The 3,478-nt window shown below is 69.6% G+C and carries 3 protein-coding genes; all 3 read right to left on the reverse strand.

All coding sequences use genetic code 11. The annotated features are described in order from the left end of the window. A partial coding sequence (locus VGD93_RS03905) for an FAD-binding and (Fe-S)-binding domain-containing protein (RefSeq protein ID WP_395009388.1) occupies positions 1-2,022 on the reverse strand: 2,022 nt, incomplete at its 3' end. A gap of 100 nt (positions 2,023-2,122) precedes the next feature. Next, a complete protein-coding gene (locus tag VGD93_RS03910) occupies positions 2,123-2,704 on the reverse strand; it encodes a hypothetical protein (protein WP_395009384.1) in 582 nt (193 codons plus the stop codon). Between the two features lie 90 nt (positions 2,705-2,794). Next, complete coding sequence (rplS, locus tag VGD93_RS03915) at positions 2,795-3,349, reverse strand: 50S ribosomal protein L19 (protein ID WP_395009386.1); 555 nt, start codon at positions 3,347-3,349, stop codon at positions 2,795-2,797. Positions 3,350-3,478 lie beyond the last annotated feature (129 nt).

A 3,478-nucleotide genomic window follows, 5' to 3' on the forward strand; every position in this document is an offset into this window, starting at 1 on the left:
GACGAGCGCGCGGCTGAGCGCCTGGGCGCCGACGCCCAGTCGCATGCCGCGCTCGATGGCGGCGGTATGGTCGGCGGCCCAGCGCGCCTTGTTCCGGTCGGCGTCGGAACGCCGCCGGGCACGCGCGCCCAGGATCATGGTGCCGGTCTCGATGCCCACCGGGCAGCGCAGCGCACACAGATTGCACACCGCGCAGGTGTCCATGCCGGCATACTGGAAGCCGTCCTCGAGCGCCCTGAGCCGCTCCGGGTCCTCGCCGGTCTGGCGCAGGCGCGCCATTTCGCGGGTGACGGCGATGCGCTGGCGCGGGCTCAGCGTCATCTGGTGGCTGGGGCAGGCCGGTTCGCAGAAGCCGCACTCGATGCACATGTCGACCAGCGGGTCGGCCAGCGGCATGAGCTTCAGGTGCTTGACGTGGATGGCGGGATCCGGGTTGAGCAGCACGCCCGGATTGAGCAGGCCCTCGGGGTCGAACAGGGCCTTGATGCGCTGCATCAGGCCGTAGGCGCGGCTGCCCCATTCGGCCTCGACGAAGGGGGCGATGGCGCGGCCGGTGCCGTGCTCGGCCTTGAGCGAGCCGCCGTAGCGGATGGAGACGAGGTCGGCGAGCGCGTGGTTGAAGGCGTCGAAGCGCGTCACCGCCGCGGGGTCCATGAAATTGTCGGCCATGAGGAAGTGGAGATTGCCGGCGAGCGCGTGGCCGATGATCACCGCGTCGGGATAACCGTGGTCGTCGAGCAGGCGGCGCAGGTCGACGACGAAATCGGCCAGCCGGCCGACCGGCGCGGCGACGTCCTCGGTGAGGAAGCTCGTACCCTTCGGCCTTGCGGCACCACCCGAGGCGAAGAACCCCTTGCGCACGTCCCAGAGCGCCTCGGACCTGGCCTCGTCGACGAGGAAGTCGACATTGGCTGCCCCTTCCTCGCGGCAGATGGCGGCGGCGCGCGCGACTTCCTTCGCCAGCGTCTCGGGATCCGGCGCGCTGACGTCGATGAGGACGCCGGGCGACTCGGCGCCGAGTTGGGAAACGTAGGGCTGGATGACCGGCACGTGCTCCACCGTGGCGAGGGCCCGCCGTTCCATGTACTCGGCCGCGGTGACGCCGGTGGTCGACTGGACGCCGTCATTGGCCAGCCGGGAAATGGCGCGGCCGGCGGAGTAGGGATCGGGGAAGATGACGAGATCGGTCGCCTTGTGGGGATGTTCGTCGATGGTGCGGTAGGTGACTTCGGAGACGAAGCCGAGCGTACCCTCCGAACCCACGATCAGATGGACGAGGATGTCGACGGGGTCGTGGAAGTCGATCAGCGCGTTGATGGAGTAGCCGACGGTGTTCTTGATCCGGTACTTGCGGCGGATCAGCGCCACCAGGTCCGCGTCGGCCGCCACCTCGCGGTGCAGGTCGTGCAGCCCCTGCAGCAGGCCGGCATGGCTCTGGCGGAAGGCGGCGACGGACGCCGGGTCGCCGGAATCGAGCACGGTGCCGTCGACCAGCATCACCCGCAGCCGCTCGAGCGTATGGTAGGTGTTGTAGGCGACGCCGCAGCACATGCCGGAGGAGTTGTTGTTGACGACGCCGCCGATCTTGCAGGTGGCCTGGCTGGCCGGGTCGGGCCCGAGCTTGCGGTCGAACGGCTTCAGCGCCCGGTTGGCCTGGGCGACGATGATCGCCGGGCCGAGCGTGATGCGCTCGCCGTTGTCGGCCACCTGCAGCTTCTTCCAGCCGTCGCCGAGCACCGCCAGCACGCCCTCGGTGACGGCCTGGCCGGAAAGCGAGGTGCCGGCGGCACGGAAGGTCAGCGGCAGGCCTTCGGCACGCGCCGCCTCGATCACGGCGCGCACCTCGTCCTCGCTGTTGATGATCACCACCACCGCCGGGATCAGCCGGTACGAGCTGGCGTCGCCGGAATAGGCATAGGTCATCAGCGGGTCGGTCATCAGCCGGTCGGCGCGGATCAGGTGCTCGAGCCGCGCGACGACGCCCGCCGCTGCGGCCTTGCGATCCACCGCCGGCGGCGCCATGTCGTTCACTTGCATGTCCTCAGCTGGAAAAACTGCGCCATGCTAGTGCGATTTGGCGCGGATGGGGAGTCGGCATCCCGAGCCGCGGCGGGCCGGCCGCTCAGCGCCGGCCTTTCCACGCCTCGAGCTCGGCGAGGCTGGTGCCGGCGCCAGCGATGGCGAACTGGTAGATGTCGAAGCTGGTGATCTCGCTGCCGCAGGCGCGGGCCTCGTGCTTTAGGCGCAGGATGAGGTCGCGGTCGGCCCGGGCGAGATCGACGCGCAGGCTGTCGTCGCGGGCCTGGCGGACGGCGAAATCGAACGGGTCCCAGCCCCAGATGTCGCATTTCCAGAGGTGGCCGGCTTCGTCGCGGAACTCGATGCCCCAGTACAGTCCCGCATCGAGGGAATGGGGGTCGGCATAATCGTTGAGGAAGCTGGCGCGGTGCAGGGCCAGGCCCGAGGCCTGCAGCTGCCGCGCCATGTCGCCGGCCAGCCCGGCCCATTCGGGCCAGGCGTCGGCCTCGACCGGCAGATAGAGGTCGATGTCGCGTCCCACCATCAGGTCGTAGCCGGCGCTGCCGGTGACCAGCACCGTGTCGTAGCGCTGCTGCAGCAGGGCAAACAGCCCGGTCTGGCCGAGCAGCGTGCCGGCTTCCTGCAGCAGCTGGCTGGCGAGCGCTGCCCTCTCCTCGGCGGTCATGGCATTCCCCTCGGTCGAATCGAAAGCCCGGCCGCCTGCCGGGGCCGGGCTTGCAAACGGTCGGAGCGGGCGGGCGCGGCGCGCCCGGGTCTATTCGCTCGCGGTCGCGTCGGCCGCCGGGGCCTCGGCGGCAGCAGCCTCAGCGGCTGCAGCAGCAGCGGCCTCGGCTTCCTTCTGCGCCAGTTCGGCGGCCAGCGCCTCGGCGGCGGCGACCTTCTCGGCCTCGCGGGCGGCGCGGGCCTCGGCGGCGGCGTCGCGCTCGCTGGCCTCGATCTTCTTGGTGCGCGCCGAGGTCGATTCGAAGATACGGGCCGACTTGCCGCGCCGGTCACGCAGGTAATACAGCTTGGCGCGCCGCACCTTGCCGCGCTTCAGCACCTCGATGCGGTCGATGTTGGGGCTCAGCACCGGGAAGACGCGCTCGACGCCCTCGCCGTAGGAGATCTTGCGCACGGTGAAGCTTTCACCGATGCCCGAGCCGGAGCGGGCGATGACCACGCCTTCGTAGGCCTGCAGGCGTTCCTTGTCGCCTTCGCGGATCTTGACCCACACCTTGACGGTGTCGCCATGCGTGAATTCGGGCACCTTGGCCCGCTGCGCCAGCGCGTCGTACTGCTCTTTCTCGAGCTGCTGAATGATGTTCATGTCTCGATCCGTCCTGATCTTTTCACAGGGGCGCGTGTGTCGGAAAACTGTCTCCGACCGCCCGGTCTTGGTTGCACGGAATTGTGTGTCGTATTGGCCGGCCCGCGGGGCAGCGAGCGCGCGTATAGA

Origin of the sequence: Devosia sp. (assembly GCF_036406155.1) — a bacterium.
Lineage (GTDB): Bacteria > Pseudomonadota > Alphaproteobacteria > Rhizobiales > Devosiaceae > Devosia_A.